General features: G+C 41.1%; 25 protein-coding genes and 2 other annotated features. All 25 genes read left to right on the top strand.

Translation table 11 applies throughout. The features are described from left to right. The first annotated feature begins 29 nt into the window (after positions 1-29). The 25 genes from spoVID to IQ283_RS07155 all read left to right on the top strand — a co-directional run bounded on the left by spoVID (position 30) and on the right by IQ283_RS07155 (position 24,620). The gene (spoVID, locus tag IQ283_RS07035; protein WP_194219385.1) at positions 30-1,064 is read left to right on the top strand and encodes a stage VI sporulation protein D; all 1,035 of its coding nucleotides are present in this window, start codon (positions 30-32) and stop codon (positions 1,062-1,064) included. 68 nt (positions 1,065-1,132) lie between these two features. Then, positions 1,133-1,996: a hypothetical protein gene (locus IQ283_RS07040; RefSeq protein ID WP_194219386.1), complete on the top strand. Its 864-nt coding sequence runs from the start codon at positions 1,133-1,135 to the stop codon at positions 1,994-1,996. Then, positions 1,996-2,961, top strand: coding sequence for a phosphotransferase (locus tag IQ283_RS07045; protein ID WP_194219387.1), 966 nt, complete (start codon positions 1,996-1,998; stop codon positions 2,959-2,961). Before IQ283_RS07040 ends, IQ283_RS07045 begins: the two co-directional genes overlap by 1 nt. 359 nt (positions 2,962-3,320) lie before the next feature. Continuing rightward, positions 3,321-3,545, top strand: a binding site (T-box leader). A 114-nt stretch (positions 3,546-3,659) separates the two neighbouring features. After that, entirely contained in the window at positions 3,660-6,302 is a 2,643-nt protein-coding gene (locus IQ283_RS07050; RefSeq protein WP_194219388.1) for a valine--tRNA ligase, read from the top strand. A 56-nt stretch (positions 6,303-6,358) separates the two neighbouring features. Then, positions 6,359-7,654, top strand: coding sequence for a bifunctional folylpolyglutamate synthase/dihydrofolate synthase (locus IQ283_RS07055; protein ID WP_194219389.1), 1,296 nt, complete (start codon positions 6,359-6,361; stop codon positions 7,652-7,654). 112 nt (positions 7,655-7,766) lie between these two features. Continuing rightward, on the top strand, positions 7,767-9,476 hold the full coding sequence (locus IQ283_RS07060; RefSeq protein ID WP_206759434.1) for a sensor domain-containing diguanylate cyclase: 1,710 nt from the start codon (positions 7,767-7,769) through the stop codon (positions 9,474-9,476). A gap of 363 nt (positions 9,477-9,839) precedes the next feature. Beyond that, positions 9,840-10,595, top strand: coding sequence for a prepilin peptidase (locus tag IQ283_RS07065; RefSeq protein WP_194219391.1), 756 nt, complete (start codon positions 9,840-9,842; stop codon positions 10,593-10,595). Positions 10,596-10,753: 158 nt separating this feature from the next. Then, complete coding sequence (locus tag IQ283_RS07070) at positions 10,754-10,987, top strand: hypothetical protein (protein ID WP_194219392.1); 234 nt, start codon at positions 10,754-10,756, stop codon at positions 10,985-10,987. Positions 10,988-11,322: 335 nt separating this feature from the next. Continuing rightward, the gene (locus IQ283_RS07075) at positions 11,323-12,318 is read left to right on the top strand and encodes an SPOR domain-containing protein (protein WP_194219393.1); all 996 of its coding nucleotides are present in this window, start codon (positions 11,323-11,325) and stop codon (positions 12,316-12,318) included. Positions 12,319-12,567: 249 nt separating this feature from the next. Next, the gene (locus IQ283_RS07080; RefSeq protein ID WP_194219394.1) at positions 12,568-13,146 is read left to right on the top strand and encodes a Maf family protein; all 579 of its coding nucleotides are present in this window, start codon (positions 12,568-12,570) and stop codon (positions 13,144-13,146) included. Between the two features lie 52 nt (positions 13,147-13,198). Then, positions 13,199-13,870 carry a RadC family protein gene (gene radC / locus IQ283_RS07085; RefSeq protein WP_194219641.1) on the top strand — a complete coding sequence of 224 codons (672 nt, stop codon included), beginning with the start codon at positions 13,199-13,201 and terminating at the stop codon, positions 13,868-13,870. Positions 13,871-13,972: 102 nt separating this feature from the next. Continuing rightward, positions 13,973-15,010, top strand: a complete 1,038-nt coding sequence (locus tag IQ283_RS07090; RefSeq protein ID WP_194219395.1) for a rod shape-determining protein — start codon at positions 13,973-13,975, stop codon at positions 15,008-15,010. A 16-nt stretch (positions 15,011-15,026) separates the two neighbouring features. Then, positions 15,027-15,905: a rod shape-determining protein MreC gene (mreC, locus tag IQ283_RS07095; RefSeq protein WP_194219396.1), complete on the top strand. Its 879-nt coding sequence runs from the start codon at positions 15,027-15,029 to the stop codon at positions 15,903-15,905. Continuing rightward, positions 15,902-16,447 (top strand): rod shape-determining protein MreD, encoded by a 546-nt coding sequence (gene mreD / locus IQ283_RS07100; RefSeq protein ID WP_194219397.1) that lies wholly within the window; start codon positions 15,902-15,904, stop codon positions 16,445-16,447. The genes mreC and mreD overlap by 4 nt, the downstream gene beginning before the upstream one ends. Before the next feature lie 41 nt (positions 16,448-16,488). Next, on the top strand, positions 16,489-17,166 hold the full coding sequence (gene minC / locus IQ283_RS07105; RefSeq protein WP_194219642.1) for a septum site-determining protein MinC: 678 nt from the start codon (positions 16,489-16,491) through the stop codon (positions 17,164-17,166). Positions 17,167-17,185: 19 nt separating this feature from the next. Continuing rightward, positions 17,186-17,986, top strand: coding sequence for a septum site-determining protein MinD (minD, locus tag IQ283_RS07110; protein ID WP_194219398.1), 801 nt, complete (start codon positions 17,186-17,188; stop codon positions 17,984-17,986). Between the two features lie 188 nt (positions 17,987-18,174). Further along, entirely contained in the window at positions 18,175-18,909 is a 735-nt protein-coding gene (locus tag IQ283_RS07115) for a M23 family metallopeptidase (RefSeq protein WP_206759435.1), read from the top strand. After that, positions 18,909-19,733 (top strand): M50 family metallopeptidase, encoded by an 825-nt coding sequence (locus tag IQ283_RS07120; RefSeq protein ID WP_194219400.1) that lies wholly within the window; start codon positions 18,909-18,911, stop codon positions 19,731-19,733. The genes IQ283_RS07115 and IQ283_RS07120 overlap by 1 nt, the downstream gene beginning before the upstream one ends. A gap of 31 nt (positions 19,734-19,764) precedes the next feature. Further along, complete coding sequence (locus IQ283_RS07125; protein WP_194219401.1) at positions 19,765-20,913, top strand: ribonuclease E/G; 1,149 nt, start codon at positions 19,765-19,767, stop codon at positions 20,911-20,913. A gap of 78 nt (positions 20,914-20,991) precedes the next feature. Further along, positions 20,992-21,066, top strand: a sequence feature (ribosomal protein L21 leader region). Positions 21,067-21,078: 12 nt separating this feature from the next. Further along, entirely contained in the window at positions 21,079-21,387 is a 309-nt protein-coding gene (rplU, locus tag IQ283_RS07130; RefSeq protein WP_048312605.1) for a 50S ribosomal protein L21, read from the top strand. A gap of 11 nt (positions 21,388-21,398) precedes the next feature. Continuing rightward, entirely contained in the window at positions 21,399-21,731 is a 333-nt protein-coding gene (locus IQ283_RS07135) for a ribosomal-processing cysteine protease Prp (RefSeq protein WP_194219402.1), read from the top strand. Positions 21,732-21,744: 13 nt separating this feature from the next. Further along, on the top strand, positions 21,745-22,035 hold the full coding sequence (rpmA, locus tag IQ283_RS07140; RefSeq protein WP_098444403.1) for a 50S ribosomal protein L27: 291 nt from the start codon (positions 21,745-21,747) through the stop codon (positions 22,033-22,035). 245 nt (positions 22,036-22,280) lie between these two features. Beyond that, positions 22,281-22,751 (top strand): Spo0B C-terminal domain-containing protein, encoded by a 471-nt coding sequence (locus IQ283_RS07145; protein ID WP_194219643.1) that lies wholly within the window; start codon positions 22,281-22,283, stop codon positions 22,749-22,751. 9 nt (positions 22,752-22,760) lie between these two features. After that, the gene (obgE, locus tag IQ283_RS07150) at positions 22,761-24,044 is read left to right on the top strand and encodes a GTPase ObgE (RefSeq protein WP_194219403.1); all 1,284 of its coding nucleotides are present in this window, start codon (positions 22,761-22,763) and stop codon (positions 24,042-24,044) included. A gap of 126 nt (positions 24,045-24,170) precedes the next feature. Further along, positions 24,171-24,620, top strand: a complete 450-nt coding sequence (locus IQ283_RS07155; RefSeq protein ID WP_194219404.1) for an ACT domain-containing protein — start codon at positions 24,171-24,173, stop codon at positions 24,618-24,620. Positions 24,621-24,625: the final 5 nt, after the last annotated feature.

Here is a 24,625-nt window from a genome sequence, read left to right on the forward strand (position 1 = left end):
ATGGATAATGTTTGAAAGGAGGAGAAGGCATGCCTGAAGGCTCATATTTGCATTTCTCCGTGGAGGAGCAGGTCTGGTTAAAGAAAGGACAGGAAGTTGAAGAGGTTCTATCTATCTCACTTGACCCTGAAATTTCGATTGAAGAGTATGAGGATTATGTAGCTGTGAAAGGCTGTTTATATTTAACGGGTGAATATTTGCAGCGTGACCAAACAGATGAGGAAGTTATTAACGAAGCTTCCCCTTATCGTTCCATTCATGAGGTGAACGTTAGAGAAGATGGTACAGCGTCAATGGGGCATCGTTTCCCTGTTGATATTACGATTCCAGCAAGCCGTATAAGGAGTCTCGAGGAAATTTTCGTTACGGTTGACACGTTTGATTACTCTCTAGTGGAAGAGAATTGCCTTCAGTTGAAAGCAGATATTTCCATTAGCGGCATTCAGGGGGATCAAAATCGTGTGGAAGAGGACGAAGCTGAACTATACGTTGTAGAAGAGGACGAAGAGACAGAGGATTATACAACAGAGGAAGATGCAATCTGGGAGAATGATATTAAATACGTTGATGACAATGAGGTAGAATCATTGGAACAGGCCTATCATTTACGCGCTCCACAAGTAGGTATGAGAGCTAAGTCAGACTCATATGAAGTAAATGAACTAGAGAACGATGATCAAGAGCAGCCGGAACCCACGTATGACTTTCTCACGAGAATGGCTAGGCAAATGGATGGTTCCAATGAATATAATAACCAGCCAATCGTAGAAGAAACGAGGTCATATCAAGACGATCATTATAACTATGAAGAGGAGGAACAAGAGCGTCAGGAAAACCGGAATCAAGCACCGCGCGAAGAAAATGCGCTCTATCTTACAAGTATGCTGACAAAAGAAGAAGAACAATTTTCGAGAATGAAGATGTGTATTATCCAGCCTGGGGATTCGTTAACCGAAATAGCGGAACGCTATCGAGTCCTTCCAAGTCATCTTGCGCGAGTCAATCGTCTTGAGGAAGATGAAGTGAAGGAAGGACAGATCTTATATATTCCTGTCAATCGTTAACTTAAATTGTTTGCTGCCCCTACCTTTGGAATGTTGCAAATAAGGTAGGGGATAAAGGGGTAATCGAAATGGATCTCGTAACGATCATTGAAGAGAAGTATGATCTAAAAGATGTCCAATGGTTAGAGAAACCACAATTGATCATGACCCATTTAGGTAAAAGAAAACTATCATACTGGCGGGATCGGGATTTGCTTGAGTATCATCTCAACTTCCGTGACCGTCTTTTTTCTCAACATGGATTTCTTTGTAATCGAATGATTCGAACCAGTGAAGGGAAAGGATTTATCCGAATAGAAAACGATTATATGACTGTACATGATCATGTAGAAGAAGCTTATCCATTGGACATCGTTCCTGAAATGAAAGGATATTTACTTGCGACACTACTAAGTACCGGAGATCAGAAGGCTACTCTTACATCACATTTTCCTTATCGTAAGACGTTAGAAGATTTATCATTTATAAGATTAACTCATAAGGAACAATACTTGTTACTTGTTAACCTTATTCCTGAAGTGAAAAAGCGCCTGAATTTTGAGGTGTGTTATTCGCTTCCATTCATTCCATTTACTTACTATGTTTTAAAAGAGGTTTTAGGCCAAATCTACTTTGAAAGTAGCGACGAACCACCTGTTTCTGCTTCCAAAGTTATCATGAAAGAAGTTCATTCCTGGTATACTCTTAAAAACTTCAATCACTTTGTAAAATGCTTTGAAGCGTTAGTGAATGGCGTGGAGGACGATATGAAACACAGACTTATTCAGGCTATTTTTGCTCCATGGGAGTGGCAGGAGTGTATTCAGGCATTGCAATCGAATATGAATGACCCTGATCAGGTTATGAAAGAGTTTATTGATAAGTGGGAAGCGAATAGAGATATGTTAAGGCAGCTTGAGCTCTCCCTTTCAGATAGGAGGATTTCCTTCTAATGAGCGATCCAGCACTCTTATTTCAATATGATTTATATCCTGAACGGGTTGTACAAATGGGGAAAATCACAAAGATCGAAACAGAGAGAGGTGCGTTTGCTTTAAAAAAAACGCAGCTTAGTAAAGAACAGATGGATCGTATGCTTTATTTAGAGGAGCGGTTTAAACAGCTAAAATTCGAAGGTTATGTACCGCTTGTTCGAACAAAGTATGGAGATTCCTTCGTTTATCAAGGGGACCACATCGTTTATTTAACGCCATGGGTAGATGAAAGGGAAACAAGTCCTGCTCAAAAAGATGAGCTTCTCGTTCATCACCTTGCTGAATTACATGGCTATACTGCTAAAGAGCAAGCTTTTTCTGAAGAAGTGATCAAACAGTCGTATCAGAAAATGGTTTTATTAAGAGAAAGTAGACAATTTGAAATGGAGAAATACGTAAGGCATATTGAAAAGCGCATTTATCTTTCGCCATTTGAGCTTACCTTTGTATCACATTTTCATCAACTGATGAGGTATTGTGAGCTCGCGAAAAGAAGATTAGATGACTGGTATGAGCAAATTCTGGAAACTAAACGGTATCGAAGTGTTCTCTGTCACGGAAAATGCTCTCCTTCTCATTATGTATCAAGCGGGGGGAGAGGGTATTTTATTAATTTCGAAAAGTCAGTTAGCGATACTCCTATCAGGGATCTTGCTTATTTTATTCGCTCATCTATTCAACCTTTTCAATTCAACCCTGCTGCCACAACTGCTCATCTTGCCAGATATGAAGCCCAATTCTCTCTTAATGATGAGGAAAAGGAGCTTCTTGCAAGCTATTTATATTTTCCAGAGTCGGTTTTTAATAGCGTGTTATTATTTAATGAAAACCGACAACAATGGCCACATATTAAGCATGTCCGCCTATTCACGAAAAAAATAGAAGTGATGAATGGGATAAATAACGTTCTAGAAAACTTCTAGATCCATTCAAAGTAAAAGCACACTTCTAATGCAACAAGGATTATTAATATAAGTACATCTATAGATGTTGGAAAAAGGATTGTTCGGATCGTTTGAAACACAATAAACGGAGGTACGAACTGAGCGCAAATATCTCTGAACTTATATAACGAGGGTGGGATCTGAAAGCGATTCATTCCACCAAACCGTTTTTTCATATCAGGTATTCCCCTTTGTTTTCAGTTATTGTTACCAATAGACTATGTGGGAAGTTGGAATTGGGTGATTAAGGCGGGAGAGAACTGGCTAAGCTAAGAAAAAGGGCTCTTATGATCTTGACGATCTCGAATCAAAAAGGTAAACTTAATGATACAAATAGTCGACAGGCAAAGATAGGGAGTAGTAGAATGTGAACCCTTCAGAGAGAGAAGTCATTTGCTGAAAGATTTCTCAGGATCGTAGCATTCGAAGTCGCCCTTGAGCTGTTTCTCTGAACGAGTAGTAGGAGAATCCGGTAATCCCGTTATTCGAATGAAGCGTACAGCTAACGTTTATTTAGCTGTAAATAAAGGTGGTACCGCGAAAATACTTCTTTCGTCCTTTTCCTAAGGATGGAGGAAGTTTTTTTGTTGTCTAAAAAGCTTACACCTTCGTGGAAAGAGAACAAGGAAAGCCGCAGAAATGTCCTGAGACTTATTGAATGGAAAGGAAGAGTGACAATGGCGAATAAAGAGCTAACGATGCCGACGAAGTACGATCCGAAGGCAACAGAGCAGAAATGGTACCCGTATTGGGTAGATGGCAAATTTTTTGAGGCAACAGGTGATAAAGAAAAAGAACCTTATACAATTGTAATCCCCCCGCCGAACGTTACAGGTAAACTACACCTCGGGCATGCTTGGGATACAACGCTTCAAGATATTCTATCGCGTGTAAAGCGTATGCAGGGATATGATGTTCTCTGGCTTCCAGGAATGGACCATGCTGGGATTGCGACACAGGCAAAAGTTGAAGGGAAGCTCCGAGAAGAAGGTACCTCGCGCTATGACCTTGGCCGAGAGAAGTTCCTTGAGAAGTCGTGGGAATGGAAAGAAGAGTATGCGGATTTTATTCGTAGCCAGTGGGCGAAGCTTGGTCTTTCTCTAGATTATTCAAGAGAGCGTTTTACACTTGATAACGGTCTTTCTGATGCAGTACGTGAAGTATTTGTAAAGCTATATGAGAAGGGCTTAATTTATCGCGGTGAATATATTATCAACTGGGATCCACAAACAAAAACGGCCCTTTCAGATATTGAAGTTATTCACCAGGAAGTAACTGGTCACTTCTATCATATGCGCTATCCTCTTGCAGATGGCTCAGGACATATCGAAATTGCAACAACGCGTCCTGAAACAATGCTAGGTGACTCAGGTATTGCTGTTCATCCAAAAGATGAGCGCTACAAGCACCTAGTTGGTAAGAAAGCGATTTTGCCGCTTGTAGGTCGTGAAATTGAAATTGTTGCGGATGATTACGTTGATATGGAATTTGGATCAGGCGCTGTGAAAATCACTCCAGCTCACGATCCGAATGACTTCGAAATTGGTAACCGTCATAACCTTGAGCGCATTCTCGTAATGAATGAAGATGGGTCAATGAATGAGAATGCCGGAGAGTACCAGGGCATGGACCGATTTGAATGCCGTAAGAAACTTGTGAAAGATTTACAGGATAAAGGAATCTTATTCAACATTGAAGAGCACGTTCATTCCGTAGGTCATTCTGAGCGAAGCGGTGCTGTTGTCGAACCTTATCTTTCAACACAGTGGTTTGTTAAAATGGGGCCTCTTGCTGAGCAGGCGATTGCTCTTCAGAAGTCAGACGACAAAGTGAACTTTGTACCTGAGCGATTTGAAAAAACGTATTTAAATTGGATTGAGAACATTCGTGACTGGTGTATTTCAAGACAGCTTTGGTGGGGGCATCGCATTCCCGCGTGGCATCATAAAGAAACTGGAGAGATCCACGTTGGACTTGAAGAGCCAGCCGATATTGAAAACTGGGAGCAAGACGTTGATGTTCTAGATACGTGGTTTAGTTCAGCGCTTTGGCCATTTTCTACAATGGGATGGCCAAACGAAGACGCCGAAGACTTTAACCGTTTCTACCCAACAAACGTTCTAGTAACGGGTTATGACATTATTTATTTCTGGGTAGCTCGTATGATCTTCCAGGGTATTGAATTTACAGAGCAGCGCCCGTTTAACGACGTCCTCATTCATGGGCTTGTACGTGATTCTGAAGGACGTAAGATGAGTAAATCGCTCGGTAACGGTGTCGATCCAATGGATGTTATTGAGAAGTACGGTGCTGATTCCCTTCGTTTCTTCCTATCCACTGGCTCATCACCAGGTCAGGATCTCCGTTTCTATTGGGAAAAGGTAGAGTCTACGTGGAACTTTGCTAATAAAATTTGGAACGCTTCTCGTTTTGCCCTAATGAATATGGATGGCATGACGTATGAAGAACTTGATTTAACAGGTGAAAAATCGACAGCTGATAAATGGATTTTAACTCGCTTAAACGATACGATTGAACAAGTGACGCGCCTGATTAATAACTATGAGTTTGGTGAAGTGGGTCGCTACCTTTACAACTTTATCTGGGATGACTTCTGTGATTGGTATATTGAAATGGCGAAACTGCCGCTCTATGGTGAAGATGAAGTAGCGAAGAAAACCACTCGTTCTGTTCTAGCTTATGTACTTGATCAAACGATGCGTCTTCTGCATCCATTCATGCCTTATCTTACTGAAGAAATCTGGCAACACCTTCCTCACGAAGGAGAATCGATCACAGTTGCAAACTGGCCAGTAAAGAACGAAGAGCTTCACTTCCAAGAAGCTGCTGCTGATATGGCGCTTCTAACGGAAATTATTCGTTCAGTACGTAACATTCGAGCTGAAATGAATGTGGCACCAAGCAAGCCGATTGAACTTCGTATTAAGCCAAAATCAGCTGATACTCAGAAACAGCTTGAGCAAAATAGTCAATACATCGAACGCTTCTGTAACCCAGAAACCTTGAGTATTTCAGCGGATCTTCAGGCACCGGAAAAATCGATGACGGCTGTTGTATCTGGAGCTGAATTATTCTTGCCGCTTGAAGGGTTAATCAATATTGATGAAGAAATTGAGCGTCTAAAAGGAGAAATGAAGAAGCTAGATTCTGAAGTTGATCGTGTTCAGAAGAAGCTCGCTAATGAACGCTTTATTAGCAAAGCTCCTGAGAAAGTCGTTGAAGAAGAACGAGCGAAAGAAAAGGATTATCTTGAGAGAAGAAGCAACGTAGAAGCTCGTATTAACGAACTAAAAAAATAAGAAAATGACGAATCTCTTTTAGAGGTTCGTCTTCTTTTAAGGAAGGAGCGGGACGCATGTTTCACTCATATGACGAAGCGGTGAGTTGGATTCATAGTTTATTAAATCATGGCATTAAACCAGGTTTAGAGCGTATGGAATGGATGCTGGATCAGCTCGATCATCCAGAAAGACGGTTAAAAACGGTACACGTTGGCGGAACGAACGGGAAAGGATCAACCGTTACGTACTTGCGAACGGTGCTCGAGGAGTCAGGATATGAAGTAGGAACTTTTACTTCTCCTTATATTGAATCGTTTAGCGAACGAATCGCTATTAATGGACAACCGATTAATGAAGAAGACTTAGTTGCTTTATGCAATCGTGTTCAGCCTCTTGTTGAGATGGCTGCTGTCTCTCCGCTTGGGTCACCAACTGAATTTGAAGTGATTACGGTTATCGCTCTCTTATATTTTGGGACAATTGCCTATCCAGACCTTGTTTTGATGGAAGTTGGTCTTGGCGGACGATTTGATTCAACCAATATTATTCACCCGCTTGTAAGTGTGATTACAAATGTCGGATACGATCATACGCACATCCTTGGGAGTGATATTAAGCAAATCGCTTATGAAAAAGCGGGGATCATTAAGTCAGGGGTTCCTCTTGTGACAACTGCTGAAAAAGAAGAGGTACTCACTCTTTTACATGAAACGACCAAATCGAAAAAGACGAAAATTTATCGATTGAATGAAGAGTTTTCTATTAAGGAGCAAATGAGTGATAAGGAAGGGGAGCGTTTTTCTTTTCAATCACCTTACCGTAAACTAGAAGATCTACACATTCAGATGAAGGGTGAGCACCAGGTAAAAAATGCAGGCGCAGCACTTATGACACTTGAATATTTACGTGTTTTCTATGGTCTACATATTGAACAGGGTATGATTCAGCGCGGACTGGAGAGAGCAACGTGGCCAGGTCGATTTGAACAGCTTCGTTCAAATCCGACTATTGTTGTGGACGGTGCGCACAATCCGGAAGGTGTCGAAAGTCTTGCTAACACGCTTAAGCAGCATTACCCTGAGACACGCATACATGTTATCTTTAGTGCTCTTGGTGATAAAGATATTGAATCGATGCTAAAACCACTTTATCCTCTAATTGAGACTATTTCGTTTACTACCTTTGAATTTCCAAGAGCTATATCAGGTGAGGAGTTGTCGAATAAAGCGACTTTTGCTAATAAGAGATATGAGGAAAACTGGAGGAAAGCCATCCAGGTGACGATGGATGAGATGGTTGAAAATGACCTGCTTCTGATAACGGGCTCTCTTTACTTTGTCTCTGAAATTCGCCGTTTTCTAAAAAATTAGAATTTTATAGAAAAAACTAGGACTTTTTCGCCATTTTTTGCTAAAATAGAACTTAACCACATTAATATGGAAAAATATTCTTCCTGAGTTTGGAAGATGGAGGGGGAAACAATTGACTGCATTAATGAAACGTAAAGTTTGGTTGGTATGGCTTTTGTTCTGGCCACTACTCATTTTTGCAACGTTCTATTTCTTTCCTCCTGTATTATCAGGGAATTGGGCAGATGTTCTTGCATTGTTTGTGCTTCTTGCTGTTGTTGCTATGATGCCAATTAATGTGAAGGGGACTGACCTTTTTTTTATCCAGGGGATCTCGCTTGCTGTCTTCTTAAGATATGGTCTATTTATCGAAATGATCTTAACTCAGTTAGCGATACTCGTTTTTCTTTTAAACTTACGTGTCACAAAAAAAGATAGTCATCGTTATCCTGTTAACATGCTGATGTTTATGCTTGTTTCACTCGTATCCGGTGGACTTTTCTATTTACTCGGTGGTTCAGTAGGTGAATTCTCTGGTGATGCGATTACGCAGCTCGTTCCTTCAATTGCATACATCTTATCGCTTATTGTTGTAAATCAAATTCTCCTACATTTTTTAAAAATTTATATTTACAAAGAAGCTGATACTAAATTTTTTGGTAAAGATATGCTCTGGGAAGCGATATCAACTGGGGTGACTCTTCCTGTTGGATTCTTACTATATATGCTACATACATATCTAGGCACAGTCGCTATTTTCTTTGTAGGTGTACCATTTATACTGGCTTCTCTTATGCTCAGGCTCTATTATTCCAGCCAAAAAGTAAACAATCTTCTTCAACAAACGAGTGAGATTGGTCAGCAAATCACCCAATCTCTCGATACAGATGAAATATTAAATTTATTCTTAAATGAAGTAAAAGATATGTTCGTTGTTGACTATGCCTATATTATGGATGCCGAACATGTGAAACGATTGACAGTTATTAAGCGATATGAAAAAGAGCGTGGCATTGTATCCAAAGAGGAAAGTAGCCCTTACCAGGAAGGAATCAGTTCAAGGGTGTGGCGAAGCGGACGAAGCCGCTTGTATACGAAGCGTTCTCAGTGGAAGAATCTTACGGAAGGCGTGCTTTCTGACGCCGCTAACTCGGTCATTTCCGTCCCAATGAAGCGGAATAAAAATGTTGTAGGCATCATTACTCTTGCTTCAGGCCGCGTCCGTTCTTACGAGAAACATCACATTCTTGTCCTGCAAATACTAGCTAACTATTTAGCCGTGGCTGTTGATAATGCTAGACATTATGAAGAGACGAAAAGGCGAAGTGAACGATGTCCATTAACGAATTTATACAACTTCAGGTTTTTTGGGGAGTTATTGGATGAGAAATACAAGCGTTTTGACGAAACGCCTGATCCGTTCTCTATCATTCTGCTCGACCTGGATCATTTCAAAAAAGTGAATGACACGTTTGGTCATCATAGTGGTAATGAAGTGCTTTGTGGGGTAGCGAATCGACTTGAAGAAGAAATTGGAGACAGGGGCACCGTTGCAAGATTTGGTGGAGAAGAGTTTGTCGTTCTGCTAGAAAATCATTCTCATAAGAAGAGTGTTCAAGTAGCAGAAGACTTACGATGCTCCATCGCGGATCGTCCATTTGAAATTTATAATGATCTCGATAACGGCAATCGCCAGGTCATTTACGTAACGGCTAGTATTGGTGTGGCCACGGCTCCTGATCAGGGAGAGGATGCGCAAACGTTGATAAGAAACGCGGATCGAGCGATGTATACTGGAGCCAAGCAGCAGGGGCGAAACCGTGTTGCGAGCTATGTTGGATAAATAAGAAAACCCCCGTTCTTCACGAATTGTGAAGAACGGGGGTTTTATAAGAATTCCTTTTGGAACGTTCAATTGGAACGGGTTCAACAATTTACTTAAAACACAGGGTTCTACGGTCTTGAAGTAGGAAGATGTTCTGAGTATCATTGGCTGGTAAGTGATTTGTAGTCGATGGGGTACATTTTCTTGAAAATTTCTTTGTTGGAAATAGCCATAACCGCATTTCTGATATTTGTTGATATATGGGTAAGATGATTTTCGTTTCACTTTATTAGCATTAAAACAACTTTTAATGCTGAAAGTACTTTATATACATACCGTTTTTCTTAATCTACTAAACTCTTTCGAAGAGGGGGGAAACATATGGGGGTCATTTTACATAGTTATTTATTTCTAGTTGGGCTTGCACTTGGGTCTTTTTATAATGTTGTAGGTCTTCGGATGCCTATCAAACGATCGATTGTGGCCCCTCGCTCATCCTGTCCAACGTGTGAACGAGAGCTTTCACCGCTTGAGCTTGTGCCGGTTTTCTCTTATTTATTCCAGCGCGGAAAATGCAAAGGCTGCTCGTCACGTATTTCACCGATATACGCCGGTGTTGAATTCGCTACGGCACTTCTTTTTACGATTGCACCGTTTTTGGTGGGATGGTCAAAAGAATTGGTCATTTCGTATGGATTGATTTCGCTTCTTGTGATTATTTTTGTTTCAGATATCACCTATATGCTTATTCCAGATCGTATTCTTCTCTTTTTTGCTGCTTACTTTATTGTTGGTCGAATCCTTGTTCCAATGGATCCGTGGTATAGCCCTTTTATTGGAGCGGCTGGAGGATTTTTATTACTCCTTCTCATTGCTGTTATTAGTAAAGGGGGAATGGGGGGCGGTGACATTAAATTATTTGCGGTACTAGGCTTCGTATTTGGTTATCAGGAATTACTTCTTGTGTTTTTCTTTTCTACTTTGTGTGGCACGATCATTGGCGTAACAGCGCTATTGACTGGGAGAGTAAAGCGAAAGCAGCACATTCCGTTTGGGCCATCGATAGCGCTAGGGGCAATCATAACGTATTTTTATGGTCAACAAATCTTACACTGGTATATTAGTTTTCTTTTATGATGTAGGGAATAGGCGGTGGGCTTTTTAGTTTGAAGGCAAAAAAACGTAGACTAGTTTGAATTTGCATGTTCATGTTAATCAGATGGTAGAGCTCGCTCTTTCTATCATGGGGATTCGTTCTTATTAGGAATGATTTTTACCTGAAGGGTTTGTTAAGGATGGAGAAATCAGTGAGCGTGATTTTAGAAGAGTGGGGAATTATAGGGAAGCGGGTCGTTTTTCTTGTGCCTAATGCCTATCTTGTTTTCCGTTATGAGAAGATCCCGCGAGCCATTTCTAACGATGACATTAAAGGCTACTTGTACCTTGAATTTGGGGCGAGCATCACGTTTCTTTTTCTGAATTTCGTTTTGATTATGAGTAGATTAGTGAAACGGATGCTGTGTTGCTAGATGAAGCTGAGAAAAATGAGTTAACATATACGGCGAATGTAGCTACTTTTCACATCCCACCTTAACGGATCTAGCAGAGCAAACGCCATCGATTGATTATCCAGAACCTGCAGATAAAGACAATCCATTGTATGAAAAGGTTGATAAAGAAGAAGCTTCGGAGTAATGATGTTTTTATAATCACAAGTGATATAGCAAGTGGAGGAAGCCTTTGTCGGTTAACAAAGGCTTCTTTTTATCGTCTGAATTATCCTGATCTACTCTAGTATTTTCAGTTCTAGTATTTCGTCAGAATTCATAGACTGTAGTACAAGCCGGTACCGAGGAGGATGATTATGGATAAGGAGAGACGGACGATTTCAATTCGATTAAATGATGAGGAGAAAAGCGAGCCTCCCGAATCACATAAAGAAGAAAGCGCAGCAGCTGAGGAGAAGGAATTTGAGTGGATTTTACCCGAACGGCGTGATTCGAGGAAAATAGTAGAACTTAAAAAGAGGCACATTCAAAAAAAAGCTGGAGCTTTTTATGAAAAGAAAAGTCCAAGGCTCCCAGTTGGACGCAAAAAGAAAAAACACTTAGTTAATAAGAAACCTATTATTACACTACAAAAGAAAGTGGTGGCTTCCGCTGCTTTTGCTATTATTCTTGGGATTTTATTTGGATTTGGTTTATTAATGGTATTCAGTGGGGATAGCGTGGCGACGATAGATGATGGATATGAAGAAGCAGCTACAACGACCACGGATTTGGACTTATCATTAGATTTTCACGTAGTTCAATCTGGAGCTTATGAAACAGAGGAATCTGCGAAGGAGTTTCAAGACAAGTTGAAAGAGAATGGATTTCCGGCAGCTATTTTTAAAGGAGAGAAATACTATTTGTTTATAGGTGTATCTCCTTCTGCTGAAGGACAGGATGCACTTGGAGCTTATTATGAAGGAAAAGGACAGGATGTCTATAAGAAGGTGTGGTCGATTGATGGTCAGAAAGCATCTGTGAGTGACGAAATGGCGGGTCAGATGAAGGAAGGCAAAGCGTTGCTCGAAAAATTAACGACGCTAGATCTTGTCGCATTATCTGATGGAAAGCTGAAAGAAGCTGAAATGAGTGACATAAAAAAAGAAGTTGAAGCCTGGAATGAGAGTGGCTCGGGGAGAAAAGAGTGGGATAAAATCGGCGGGAAAGAGCTTGAACAAAGTCTGAACAGTGCTTTGGAGGAACTTGAAATGTACGCTTCTGACGAAACAGTACCTTCTTTATGGGTTGCTCAGCAGCATTTATTAGACGGGATGGTAGCATTTCAAGATGTAGTGGAAAGGTTGAAATAATCAGTTATTTGCGGAGATTCTCAATTAACGGTACGATATGAGTATTGGGAGCGACCCTCCCTAACGACTTTTTCTTAACGAATTAAAATAAGATTAAACAAATTTAAACTGTATGCACATACAGAAACGAAAGAAAACGAAAAATGTAGAGGAACGTTAGAAAATTAAATTGTGGAAAGAAAAGGGATTTGATAAGCTGTTATCAAGCCCTTTTCCCACTTATGAATCATTTACAAAAAGGGTGGTAAAATGAAGCGCCTCGTCTTAGCCTCAGGGTCTCCACGAAGAAAAGAACTTCTAGATCAAATGAATCTCCAATTTGAGATTATCGTTAGCCGCTTTGAAGAGCATCTCTCTCAATCTGTCCCACCTTCAGAACTTGTGAAACAGCTTGCCTTAGGGAAAGCAAATGAAGTGTATACAAATACTTCAGATGCTGTCGTGCTAGGTGCAGATACGGTTGTTACACTCGACCATGAGGTCCTTGGAAAACCTGATAGCCGCGAGCATGCGAGGCAGATGCTTAAAGCCTTATCAGGACGATCTCACGTCGTTTATTCAGGTGTGGCCATTCTATCCAGTGAACGAAGTGCCCAATTCTTTGAAGCAACTGAAGTAGAATTCTGGGAGTTAACAGATCAGGAGATTGAGAACTATCTGGATACAGGAGAGCCTTTTGATAAAGCGGGAGGTTATGGCATACAGGGTTTCGGTGCCGCCTTTGTGAAGCGAATTCATGGTGATTATTATAGTGTGGTAGGGCTTCCTATTTCGAAAACGCTACGAGAGCTTCGTGCGTTTGGAATTGTTCCGGAGATTCAGCGTTAGTCAGTCATGAAGATGAATCCAGGGAGGAAGCGTGTTGTTGAAAACACCTTTAATGATTCGAGATTATCCTGAAGAAGAGCGCCCGAGAGAGCGTCTGATGAAGGATGGTCCTGAGACCTTATCCAATCAAGAATTATTAGCTATTATCCTCAGGACAGGAACAAAGCAGGAGTCAGTACTTCAGCTTTCTTATCGCATTATCCAGAATTTTGAAGGACTTCGACTTCTGAAAGATGCAAGTATTGAAGAGTTAACGTCTCTAAACGGCGTTGGAACTGCTAAAGCGGTTCAGCTAATCGCAGCGATGGAGCTCGGTAGAAGAGTTAGCCGCCTTCAATTAGAAGAGCGCTATACGATTCGTTCTCCTGAAGATGGTGCGAATTATGTGATGGAAGACATGCGCTTCCTATCACAAGAACATTTTGTTTGCTTATACTTAAATACGAAGAATCAGGTACTGCATCGTCAAACTGTCTTTGTTGGAAGTCTAAACGCATCGATTGTTCATCCGCGTGAGGTCTTTCGTGAAGCATTTAGGCGGTCGGCAGCTTCATTAATTTGTTTTCATAATCATCCGAGCGGTGATCCAACACCGAGCAGAGAAGATATTGAAGTGACAAAACGTCTTGCAGAATGTGGTAAAATGCTTGGTATTGATATGCTAGATCATATTATTATCGGAGATCAGAAGTTTATTAGTTTAAAAGAAAAAGGGTATGTATAAATCGGACGTGGGATAGCACGTTTTCCCACTACCGTTTTCAATACTGATGCAGTATAATCATATTTATGAGTTTTGCTTGAATTGAAGGGAGATTTAACATAAATGTTTGGTGGATTTTCAAGAGATATGGGAATAGATTTAGGTACAGCTAATACGCTGGCATATGTAAAAGGAAAAGGCGTTGTTGTTCGAGAGCCATCAGTTGTGGCACTTCGTACAGATACAGGTTCTATTGAAGCAGTCGGAAACGACGCAAAGAACATGATTGGACGTACACCGGGTAATATCGTTGCACTTCGTCCAATGAAAGATGGCGTTATTGCTGATTTTGAAACAACGGCTACAATGCTAAAATATTTTATTCAACAGGCACAGAAAAACCGTTCTGTGTTCGCACGTAAGCCAAACGTGATGGTTTGTGTACCTTCAGGGATCACTGCTGTCGAAAAAAGAGCAGTAGAAGATGCAACTCGTCAAGCTGGAGCACGTGAACCTTATACAATTGAAGAGCCGTTTGCAGCCGCAATCGGAGCTGATCTACCAGTTTGGGAACCAACTGGTAGTATGGTTGTCGATATTGGTGGAGGAACAACAGAAGTTGCGATCATCTCATTAGGTGGAATCGTTACAAGTGAATCGATTCGCATTGCTGGTGATGAGATGGACGAGTCTATCATTCAATATGTGAAGAAAACATACAATTTAATGATTGGTGAACGTACAGCTGAACAGCTTAAGCTTGAAATCGGATCTGCTGGAACGACAGAAGGTATTGAAGCGATGGATATTCGTGGACGTGACCTTGTAACGGGTCTTCCAAAGACGATCAGCGTATCCGCTGATGAAGTGTCGGGCGCTCTTCGTGATACGGTTAATAGCATTATGGAAGCTGTTAAAGTAACACTTGAGAAAACACCGCCAGAACTTGCAGCAGATATTATGGATCGTGGAATTGTTCTTACAGGCGGTGGTGCATTGCTTCGTAACCTGGATCAGGTGATTAGCGATGAAACAAAAATGCCTGTTATTGTAGCTGAGAATCCGCTTGAGTGCGTAGCGATTGGTACTGGGCGTGCGCTAGAAAATATTCATCTGTTCAAATCTAGAGCTGGTATTACTTCCCGCTCAAAACAGAAGTAGTTGGAAGGTGTAAGGCATGCCACAATTTTTTTCGAATAAACGACTCATTGTATTACTTGTCAGTATCATTATTCTTGTAGCGTTAATTGGGACGTCTATGAAAGAACGTGATGATCTCACGATGCCGGAGCAATTTTTCAAAGATTCCGTTGGCTGGCTTCAATCAATCTTCTATAAACCCGCTAATTCAGTAGCGGGTTTATTTGAGAGTATTGGTGATATGAAGGACATGTACGAAGAAAATGAGCTATTGAAATCGAGACTTAATGAATTTGTTGCTGTCTCAGAAGAGCTCAAAACAGTGAAGAAGGAAAATGAAGACTTAAAAAGCGAATTAAACATCGATTCATCAACTGGGTTAGCTAGCTATCAAACATTTCACGCAAATATGATTGCAAGATCTCCAGATCGGTGGAATGATTTATTAACGATTGATAAAGGTAAACAGGACGGGGTAGAAGCGGATATGGCTGTTGCCACACCAGATGGATTAATCGGTAAAGTGAAAAACGTTCAGCCTTTTTCATCGACTGTCCAGCTAGTGAGTGATGTAGACCGGACGAATCGAATCGCTGCTATGACTCAAGAAGATAAGAACGTTTTCGGTACAATAGAAGGTTATGATACTGAAAAAGAAGTGCTTATGTTCTCGAAAATTCCAGTAGATACAAAGGTTAAAAAAGGTCAAACTGTTATTACGGCAGGTAATGGAGGCATTTTTCCACGAGGTATTGTCATCGGGGAAATTGTAGATGTGGAAACAGACAACGTTGGAACGACTCAGACGGCTTATGTGAAACCAGCCGCCGATTTATATGATATTAACAATGTTATGGTAATCGATCGTGGAGCGCAGGATGTTACGCCTGATGACGGAGAAGGTGAAGAGGAATGAGGCGTTTTCTTCTAATTGGAACGCTATTTGTTCTTTTTCTTCTTGAAGGTACCGTTTTTCAGGTGTTTGCCCCTGAGCAATTCGGATTTGAATTTCAATTAATCCCACGTTTTGTTACTGTGATTGTGATTATGATTGGAATGATTCTCACCCCTGCTTATGGAGTAGTGTACGGTGTCATATTTGGTCTATTGCACGATTTGATCTACACGGATCTTGTTGGTGTCTATATGTTTGGAATGTCTGTTGCAGCCTACATAATCGGTTATTTATCGAAAGTATTTCACCTGAATTGGTTTACAACGCTTATCCTCGGTTTACTTGGCGTATCATTGGTGGAATTCTATGTGTATGAACTATTTTCACTTATTAATGTAACGGATCTTTCTTTCTCTTCCTTTTTCTACAAACGCTATCTTCCTTCATTACTTTTAAATGGAATCTTTTTGCTTATTGTTTACTATCCTGTTAAACGGTTGCTGGATGATTTATCGGAAAACCGTAGACAAGAAAATCAGGCCAAAAGAAGGAGTTTCCTTTAGCAACGTTGAATTATTCTATGTTGAGGTGAATGAAATTGTCTATGGTACAAAAGCAAACACAGCATTTTGTCACGATTAAAGGAACGAAAGATGGCTTGAATCTGATTTTAGATGATTCTTGCGCTTTTCGTGATGTTATAAATGAACTTGATGAAAAACTTTCCGCTCGTCATATACAGCAGACGGAAGGTCATACGATTACTGTTACCCTTAAATTGGGTAATCGATATTTAACAGACAAACAAGAAGAAGAGCTTCGTGCCATGATTCAATCTAAGCAAAACCTTGAGGTTGATCGGATTGATTCAAATGTCATCTCTCGGAGTGAAGCGGAAGCAGAGCGAAAAAGAACAACTGTAACATCTGTTTCGAGAACCGTTCGTTCCGGACAGGTACTTGAAGTAGAAGGAGACCTTCTTTTGATTGGCGACGTTAATCCTGGTGGCACCGTAATGGCTGCAGGGAATATATTCGTAATGGGTTCGCTTAGAGGCATCGCACATGCAGGGGCTTATGGCGATATAAATGCCGTGATTACGGCAGCTGTTATGAAGCCATCTCAGTTGAAAATCGCTGAACTAATAAGCAGGCCACCTGATCAAGCAGGAGTAAGTATTCATGAAGCAGAATGTGCTTTTGTTAAGGACGGGCAATCTGAAATTAGCGTTGATCGCGTTCAAATACTGACTAAAGTTCGACCGAATTTGACTAGGTTGTAGACAGAAAGGGGAATGTTGTGTGGGAGACGCTATCGTCATTACTTCCGGAAAAGGTGGTGTGGGTAAGACCACAACGACAGCAAACATTGGGACAGCTCTTGCACTATCGGGGAAAAAAGTATGTCTGGTAGATACAGATATAGGTCTTCGAAATCTTGATGTAGTCATGGGACTTGAAAATCGTATTATTTACGATCTTGTCGATGTTGCTGAAGAGCGATGTCGACTACATCAAGCGTTAATAAAAGATAAGCGTTTTGAAGCGCTTTATATGCTACCTGCAGCTCAAACGAAAGATAAATCTGCTGTGCAGCCAGAGCAAATGAAGAAGATTATTGGTGAGTTAAAGCAGGATTATGACTATGTTCTCATTGACTGTCCTGCTGGCATTGAGCAGGGCTTTAAGAATGCGATTGCAGGTGCGGATAAATCGGTTGTAGTAACAACTCCCGAAACGTCGGCTGTTCGAGATGCTGATCGTATTATAGGCCTTCTTGAAAAAGAAGAAGGTATTGAAGCACCAAAACTTGTTGTTAATCGTATCCGAAACCATATGATGGAAAGTGGAGAAATGCTAGATGTAGATGAGATCGTTTCTATTCTTGCTATCGATCTACTTGGCATTGTTGGCGATGACGATACAGTTATTACAGCATCTAACAAAGGAGAGCCCATTGCGCTCGACCCTAGTTCAAAAGCATCCATCGCCTATCGCAATATCGCGAGACGAATTTTAGGTGAATCTGTTCCGCTTCTTTCTCTCCAAGAAGAACGAGGGATGTTTAGTAAAGTGAAGAAATTCTTTGGAATGCGTTCCTAAATCTCGGCTGCGGCCGGGATTTTTTTGTTTCTTGCTATTCCTTCTTCCTTATCAAAGTAAGACGGCTTTTGATCGGTTGTGTGATCTTCATTTCATTCAATTCCTTGTGAAAGAAAGTATTCTCAATGACATATCCCCACAGGACAAGTCATAAACTGAGTACTACTTATAGGAAGGTTGGGTGAAGAATGCGGAGAGACCTAGATGATGTAAGGAAACGACTTCATTCAAGAAAAAGACAGCGGCGACAAGTTCCCCAAATGGAAAGACGTCATGATGCTATCCCTTCATCTTCTTTTCAAAACACGGAGGTCAAAATCCACCCTCTCTTTAACAGGCAAAGTTTTTTAATGCGCACGATGGTTGCGGCATGCTTGTTTCTTGCTGCGGGAATACTATTTAAAGCGGAGAGCGATAAGCTTGCGCCTGTTCAGGGCTATGTTTCAGACATGATGGTAGAAGAATTTCAGTTTGCCACTGTGAAAAGTTGGTATGAAGGAAAGTTTGGGAATCCTGTGGCGTTGTTCCCGACAGCGCCTGAAACTGATTCAGCTGGGGAAGCACCAAGCTATGCTCTTCCTGCGAGCGGAAAAGTCCTTGAAAACTTTGAATCGACGGGCAAAGGAATTATGGTTGAAACGGTTTTAAGCTCCGATGTTGAAGCAATCGATGCAGGAGTAGTGACATATGCAGGTGAGAAAGAAGGAATTGGGCAGACAGTTGTGATTCAGCATACGGATGGTAGTGAATCATGGTATGGGATGCTAGATTCGGTGGATGTATCGATCTATGATTTTGTTCAAACAAAGGATCAACTTGGAAGCGTGTCGAATTCTGATGATGGGAAGACAGGAACGTTCTATTTTGCCATTAAGAAGAACGAGGCATTTATTGATCCGCTTCAAGTTGTGCCAATCAAATAATGGTGAAAATGATAACGATCCATCCACTATTTTGGATGACGATTGGTCTTTCCATCTTAACAGGTAGGTTTAGAGAGATGCTGCTGCTCTTCTTAGTTGTCCTCATTCACGAGTTAGGGCATGCGGGGGCAGCCCGTTTTTTAGGATGGCGTATCAATGAGATTGTTTTATTACCATTTGGGGGCGTAGCCGTAGTTGATGAACATGGGAATCGTCCCTTGAAAGAAGAGCTTATTGTCATTCTCGCAGGGCCGTTACAGCATGTTTGGATGATGGGGGTTGGCGCGACGCTCCATTATATGGGAATATGGAATGACATGTTCGATCTCTTTATGCTTCATAATGTCATGATTCTTTTGTTTAATTTGCTGCCGATTTGGCCACTCGATGGCGGGAAGCTCCTCTTTCTTCTTTATTCTTTGCGTCTTCCCTTTAAATCGGCTCACAAAATGATGCTATATTCTTCGTTGTTTTGCTTTTCACTTCTTATTATTTTAACAGCGATATTATTTCCTTTTCATCTTAATTTGTGGATGGTGATTGTCTTTCTGTCTGTATCACAATTTAAAGAATGGAAACATCATCCTTATATTTATTTTAGATTTTTACTTGAACGCTATTCTAAATCGTTTAATGGGAAAAAACAGGTTGTTACAATTGCTCCAGATATGCGCTTAAATGACCTGCTAGCAACCTTTTCACGAGGGAAGCATTACCATATCCTCATACAAGATTTGAATATTGAAACAGATGAACATTTCTTACTGGAGGCTTATTTCAAAAAAAATCAAATTGCCTGTGCAGTGGGAACGCTATTTAGGTAAACTAAAGAAAAGCTACTAAAGGAGAACGGCTATGCGATTAATTGTTCTTGAGAGAAATCAATGGCGGGCAGCAGCTATTGAAATAAATAATGAATTTACAGATATATGGGCGGAAACGTTGACGAATAGGAAGCCTTCTCAAGGAGATATTATTCTCGGAAAAGTGTCTTCCGTATTAGATGGCAAAAACGCCGCCTTTATCTCTCTAGGCAGTGGAAAACCCGGGTTATTAAATGGAGAAGAATTTGTTTTAGCGCAAGGGAAAAAGACAGCTGGAGAACCATTACCGGCTGTTTCTGAATGCGTTCAAGAAGGACAGGCTATTCTTGTTCAAGTAAAGCATCCAGGCGTTGATCGGAAGGGCCCAATTGTTACAGAGCTAATTAAGCTGACGTTGGATCACTTAGTCTACATGCCTTATGCAGGATACTCAGCTGTATCGAAGCAGTTAACTACAAATCGTGAAGAACTACTCCAATTTGCAGATAAATATTGTATAGAGCAAGAAGGTGTTATCTTTAGAACTAGTGCAGGATACATAAAGGAAGAAGCTCTTTTAGCGGAATTACAGTCTCATCGTAAAGAATGGCTGCGTATTCTCGAACAATCCTCTACACAACGAGCGCCTAGTATGGTGAAAAAAAACAGTGGCCTTGGGGAGGAAGTGAGCAAACTATATCCCCTTCATCGGGTGAGTAGTTTAGCGGCAAATTCCTCCGAAGCGGTTAGCTCGTTTTTTCCGCTTTTATCAAAGAATGCGACCCTGATGGAATTGAATGAGAAGAAAAAAAAGCTTGATAAGCTTGAAGATACCATTCTGAATATGAAGAAAACCATTAAAATGGGGAAAGCGAATCTTCATATTGAAGAAACGCATGCATTGACAGCTATTGACGTCGATACTGGAGGAGTAAAGCTTGGGACGAAAAATGAAACTCATTTCGAAGTGAATCGATTAGCGGTGGACGAAATTGCGAAACAGCTTCGACTTCGCAACATTAGTGGATTGATTGTCGTCGATTTTTTACGAGTCGAGAAAGAAGAGCAACAGAACCTTCATGCGTTAATGAAAAGCAAAGAAGAAACAGATAAACGCTTAAAAGTTGGAGGATTTACAAAGCTAGGACTATTTGAGATGCAACGAAAAAAGTCCGGACTTCCGTTAAGTCGGTTTGTGTAAAATAAGTCACGTTAATCGCATTGACATGGCAATTTTAGCTGTGGTATGATTTAGTGGTTAGTTCGTTTGGAAGCACCCAAAGAGCTACAACCGCTCAAGAACAGGTTTTTAAGCTAGTTTCTAGCACCTGCAATGGCGAGTCTTAGTATTAGAGGAGGTGCACGTATGTACGCAATTATTGAAACTGGTGGTAAACAAATCAAGGTTACTGAAGGTCAAGAAATCTACATCGAGCTTCTAAACACTGAAGCTGGTGAAACGGTTACTTTTGACCGTGTGCTAATGGTAGGTGGAGATGACATTAAAGTTGGTTCTCCTATGCTAGATGGCGCTACTGTAACTGGTAAAGTTGATAAGCACGGTAAAGGTAAGAAAATCACGGTTTATAAATATAAGCCAAAGAAAAACTACCGTCGTAAGCAAGGACACCGTCAACCTTACACTAAAGTAGTTATCGACAAAATTAACGCTTAAGGATATCTAAGATGATACGTTTCAAGCTGAAGCGAGATTCTAACAATCGCATCCTTTCATTTTCCCTTTCTGGACACGCTGATTCTGGCCCTTATGGCTATGATTTAGTTTGTGCAGGTGTTTCTGCTGTGTCGATTGGGACGGTGAATGCGATTGAATCCCTTTGCGATGTAACTCTCATAGTTGATATGGAGGATGAAGGCGGCTACCTCAGCTGTACTGTTCCGGATCATCTGGAACAACGTATAGATGAGAATGTTCAACTTCTCCTTCAAGGAATGGAAGTATCCATTTCTGCTATTGCCGAGGAATATGGCAAGCACATCCAAATTACTCACACATAGGAGGTGGGACAATATGTTGAAAATGAATCTACAGTTTTTCGCATCGAAAAAGGGTGTAGGTAGTACAAAAAACGGCCGTGATTCAATCTCCAAGCGTCTTGGCGCGAAGAGCGCAGACGGCGAGTTCGTATCCGGCGGTTCGATTCTTTTCCGTCAACGCGGAACTAAGATCTACCCTGGTACAAACGTTGGCCGCGGTGGAGACGACACTCTATATGCGAAAATCGACGGCGTCGTGAAATTCGAGCGTCTTGGACGTGACCGTAAACAAGTAAGTGTATATCCAGTTGCTAAGGAAGCATAAGCAACTTAAGAAAAACTCTAACCGAACGGTTAGAGTTTTTTGATATAATGGAGAAAATGAGATGGATAAGTGACGATGCACAATGAATTCGCGTAAGATTGTTTTCTTTTAATCCAAAGTAACATACAGAAAAGATCTATTGTTATAATGAAGGAAATGGTTAGAGCATTGGGAGTGCAATTATGTCTAAAAATTGGAATACCTTTGACGTTCTGCGCCATTCTCGTCATGATTAGTTAAATCGTTTGCAGCTGATCAAGGGAAACCTTGCACTGGATCATGTAGACAGGGCAAAGGAAATTATCGAAGAAATTATTATCCAGTCGAGACAGGAAGCAAAATTATCGAATTTAAATGCTCCGAAACTTGCAGAATATATATTAACGTTTAACTGGTGTAACCATTTATTTCAGTTGGATTTTGAAGTGATCGGAGACGAGTATGATATTTGCGTTTATGAAGCGGATCTTATCGAGTTAATCTCTCGATGTACAACAGTGCTTGATTCTTATGTGAAAGTTCCATCAGATCATCACTTGTTATTAACGCTTCAGTTGTACCACGAAGAAATTCATCTTGTTTTTGATTTTCAAGGTGAAGTTTCCGATCAAAACAAGCTCAAGCTGGCGTTCGAAAATCCTGAGGTGAAAAGCGCTAAATTGATTGAATTAGAGCAAACGGGTCAGGAGCTAGTTAGCACGTTTTTGATTAAATGAGGTGAAAGTATGTTTGTAGATCAGGTCAAAGTATTTGTTAAAGCAGGCGATGGCGGAAATGGTATGGTAGCCTTCCGTCGAGAGAAATATGTACCGGATGGCGGTCCTGCAGGAGGCGACGGAGGAAAAGGCGCAAGCGTCATTTTCGAAGTAGAAGAAGGTCTTCGTACGCTTATGGACTTCCGTTACAATCGTCATTTTAAAGCCAAAACAGGTGAGCATGGTCGCTCGAAGAATCAGCATGGCCGTAATTCAGAAGATATGGTTGTAAAGGTCCCACCTGGTACAATTGTATCTAATGCGGAAACGGGAGAAGTTATTGCGGATCTAACTGAGCACGGGCAACGTGCAACTGTAGCGCGTGGCGGTCGAGGCGGACGTGGGAATTCACGTTTTGCATCACCTTCTAACCCGGCACCAGAGCTTTCAGAGAATGGTGAACCTGGGGAAGAAAAAGATGTTACTTTAGAGCTTAAGGTTCTAGCTGATGTTGGACTTGTTGGGTTTCCTAGTGTAGGTAAGTCAACGCTTCTATCCGTAGTATCAGCAGCGAAGCCCAAGATTGCAGCATACCATTTTACAACGATTGCACCAAATCTAGGTGTTGTTGATACAAAAGATGGACGCAGTTTCGTTATGGCTGATTTACCTGGATTAATTGAGGGCGCTCATGAAGGTGTTGGCCTTGGCCATCAGTTCCTTCGACACATTGAACGAACACGAGTTATCGTTCACGTCATTGATATGTCTGGTATGGAAGGGCGAGACCCTTATGAAGACTACTTGAAGATCAATGATGAGTTAAAGCAATATAAAATGCGTCTAATGGAACGTCCGCAAATCATTGTCGCTAATAAAATGGATCTTCCAGATTCTGAAGAAAATCTTGAAATTTTCAAGGAAAAGCTTGAGGAAGATTTCCCGATTTATCCGATTTCTGCTGTAACGCGACAAGGTGTCCAGGAAGTATTGTTTGAAATTGCAGACAAGCTTGAGACAACACCTGAGTTCCCTCTTGATGAAGAGAAGGAAGAAGAGACTCGCGTGATGTACCGTCACGAAAAAGGTGCACCTGAGTTCTTTGTAACGCGTGATAGCGACGGAACATTCGTTGTTAACGGACCACGAATTGAAAAGCTATTCAAGATGACAGACTTTAACCGAGAAGACAATGTTCGCAGGTTCGCGCAACAAATGCGTAGCATGGGAATTGATGATGCGCTAAGAGAGCGTGGAGCTGAGGATGGAGATGCGGTTCGAATTCTGGAGTTCGAATTTGAGTTCGTAGACTGATAAACGGAGAAGACTGTCCTCATGGAAGGGCGGTCTTTTTTTACATAGAGCTACATGAACATAGCAAACCTGCAAATGGTAGACGATTATCGGTCGTAGCTGGCCGCGATAGAGGAGAGGGGAAGAATGAGCAAAGACGATAAGAATTTTTATCTCGTTCGGGAAGATGTCCTATCTGATTCGATGTTGAAAACGCTGCAAGCCAAGCTTCTTCTTGAAAGTGGCACTGTGGAATCAGTTCGAGAAGCCATTGATGAAGTTGGCGTAAGTCGGAGTGCATTCTATAAATATCGTGACACAATCTTACCGTTTCATACGATGATCATTGAACAGATCGTAACGCTCTCGGTTCATTTGGAAGATCGTTCAGGAGCACTTTCTAGAGTGCTTAGCACAGTAGCCTCACTTGGTTGCAATTTATTGACGATTAACCAGACGATTCCCCTACAGGGCTATGCTACGGTTATTTTAACAATGGAAATTGGTGAAACAAACTTACGCTTAAGCAATTTACTTGAGAAAATTAAAGACATCGAAGCCGTAAACAATGCTGAAATTATTGGATCTGGAGCATAGGGGGA

The sequence above is a fragment of the Pseudalkalibacillus hwajinpoensis genome (assembly GCF_015234585.1).
GTDB lineage: Bacteria > Bacillota > Bacilli > Bacillales > Guptibacillaceae > Guptibacillus > Guptibacillus hwajinpoensis_B.

What these genes read in the sequence shown, in the direction of transcription:
- radC (WP_194219641.1), top strand. Translation starts at nt 13,199, where the DNA reads ATGATTCGAGATTATCCTGAAGAAGAGCGCCCGAGAGAGCGTCTGATG.
- IQ283_RS07115 (WP_206759435.1), top strand. Translation starts at nt 18,175, where the DNA reads ATGCGGAGAGACCTAGATGATGTAAGGAAACGACTTCATTCAAGAAAA.
- IQ283_RS07090 (WP_194219395.1), top strand. Translation starts at nt 13,973, where the DNA reads ATGTTTGGTGGATTTTCAAGAGATATGGGAATAGATTTAGGTACAGCT.
- IQ283_RS07045 (WP_194219387.1), top strand. Translation starts at nt 1,996, where the DNA reads ATGAGCGATCCAGCACTCTTATTTCAATATGATTTATATCCTGAACGG.
- IQ283_RS07075 (WP_194219393.1), top strand. Translation starts at nt 11,323, where the DNA reads ATGGATAAGGAGAGACGGACGATTTCAATTCGATTAAATGATGAGGAG.
- spoVID (WP_194219385.1), top strand. Translation starts at nt 30, where the DNA reads ATGCCTGAAGGCTCATATTTGCATTTCTCCGTGGAGGAGCAGGTCTGG.
- minC (WP_194219642.1), top strand. Translation starts at nt 16,489, where the DNA reads ATGGTACAAAAGCAAACACAGCATTTTGTCACGATTAAAGGAACGAAA.
- rplU (WP_048312605.1), top strand. Translation starts at nt 21,079, where the DNA reads ATGTACGCAATTATTGAAACTGGTGGTAAACAAATCAAGGTTACTGAA.
- IQ283_RS07040 (WP_194219386.1), top strand. Translation starts at nt 1,133, where the DNA reads ATGGATCTCGTAACGATCATTGAAGAGAAGTATGATCTAAAAGATGTC.
- IQ283_RS07050 (WP_194219388.1), top strand. Translation starts at nt 3,660, where the DNA reads ATGGCGAATAAAGAGCTAACGATGCCGACGAAGTACGATCCGAAGGCA.
- IQ283_RS07120 (WP_194219400.1), top strand. Translation starts at nt 18,909, where the DNA reads ATGGTGAAAATGATAACGATCCATCCACTATTTTGGATGACGATTGGT.
- IQ283_RS07055 (WP_194219389.1), top strand. Translation starts at nt 6,359, where the DNA reads ATGTTTCACTCATATGACGAAGCGGTGAGTTGGATTCATAGTTTATTA.
- rpmA (WP_098444403.1), top strand. Translation starts at nt 21,745, where the DNA reads ATGTTGAAAATGAATCTACAGTTTTTCGCATCGAAAAAGGGTGTAGGT.
- IQ283_RS07155 (WP_194219404.1), top strand. Translation starts at nt 24,171, where the DNA reads ATGAGCAAAGACGATAAGAATTTTTATCTCGTTCGGGAAGATGTCCTA.
- obgE (WP_194219403.1), top strand. Translation starts at nt 22,761, where the DNA reads ATGTTTGTAGATCAGGTCAAAGTATTTGTTAAAGCAGGCGATGGCGGA.
- IQ283_RS07135 (WP_194219402.1), top strand. Translation starts at nt 21,399, where the DNA reads ATGATACGTTTCAAGCTGAAGCGAGATTCTAACAATCGCATCCTTTCA.
- IQ283_RS07065 (WP_194219391.1), top strand. Translation starts at nt 9,840, where the DNA reads ATGGGGGTCATTTTACATAGTTATTTATTTCTAGTTGGGCTTGCACTT.
- mreD (WP_194219397.1), top strand. Translation starts at nt 15,902, where the DNA reads ATGAGGCGTTTTCTTCTAATTGGAACGCTATTTGTTCTTTTTCTTCTT.
- IQ283_RS07080 (WP_194219394.1), top strand. Translation starts at nt 12,568, where the DNA reads ATGAAGCGCCTCGTCTTAGCCTCAGGGTCTCCACGAAGAAAAGAACTT.
- mreC (WP_194219396.1), top strand. Translation starts at nt 15,027, where the DNA reads ATGCCACAATTTTTTTCGAATAAACGACTCATTGTATTACTTGTCAGT.
- IQ283_RS07125 (WP_194219401.1), top strand. Translation starts at nt 19,765, where the DNA reads ATGCGATTAATTGTTCTTGAGAGAAATCAATGGCGGGCAGCAGCTATT.
- IQ283_RS07070 (WP_194219392.1), top strand. Translation starts at nt 10,754, where the DNA reads ATGGAGAAATCAGTGAGCGTGATTTTAGAAGAGTGGGGAATTATAGGG.